General features: G+C 58.1%; 1 pseudogene. It reads right to left on the bottom strand.

The features are described 5' to 3' along the window. Positions 1-782 (bottom strand): annotated as a pseudogene (locus tag A3730_RS32355) (ATP-binding protein); the annotation flags it as partial.

The raw sequence follows: 782 nt of genomic DNA, 5'->3' as shown, positions 1-782 counted from the left end.
TCATTCATTGAGCAGGTTCTTCCGTGTCAGGTAGCTGATCACCTGCTGGTACCACAGGGGCACCAGCCGGTAGCGGCCGTCATCGCTCTTGTGCAAAAAGCCCGCATCAAAACCGCCCTTCAGGGCATAACGCACCACGTTTTCCGACAGGTGTGTCACGGCGCTGATTTCGTGGCTGGTCAGGTTTTCGTGGGTGGCAATGGCGGCATAAACAAACAGGGAGTTGTCGCCCATGCCATCGAGAATGCTGGCCGAGGGGGCGTTGGGCAAGCCAACAGTGACCTGTCGACCTTTCACTTTCACCGAGGTTAAAAACAACCGTAGCGCGACCATGGGGTTGCCCCGGCTGGCATCCCAAAGCAGGCTGAAATAACGCTGCTCCGCATTGCGCAGGTTGCCGGCTTCCGGTCCCCGGGAAGAGAGCAAGACTTCGTCGTAACGTAGCTGGAAGCCACTCAGGTGGTTGCGGCTGAGAATCAGCGAACGGATATCGGTCTGTCCCCAGCGTTTTACCCGGATCACATTACGGAACTGGTATTCGCGGCCGAATACGTTGCACAGGTAAGCCCAGCTCTGGTTATTGATCAGCAACAGCCAGAACACGTTGTCCACCCGTGCGTTGACCAGATTCAGCACGGTGCGCCAGCCTTCCAGCCCGCCCAACTGCGCCAGGAAGAAATTCTGCGCTTCATCCAGTACCACCAGCGTGGGTTGGCGGTGTTCATCTTCCTTGACCAGTGCGGCAGGCCCGTCGTTGACCAGATCCGTACCCAGGGCATCGC

Source organism: Alcanivorax sp. HI0044, assembly GCF_001634945.1.
Note: the sequence above shows the minus strand (reverse complement) of the source record. Positions and strands in the feature narration are given on the sequence as shown.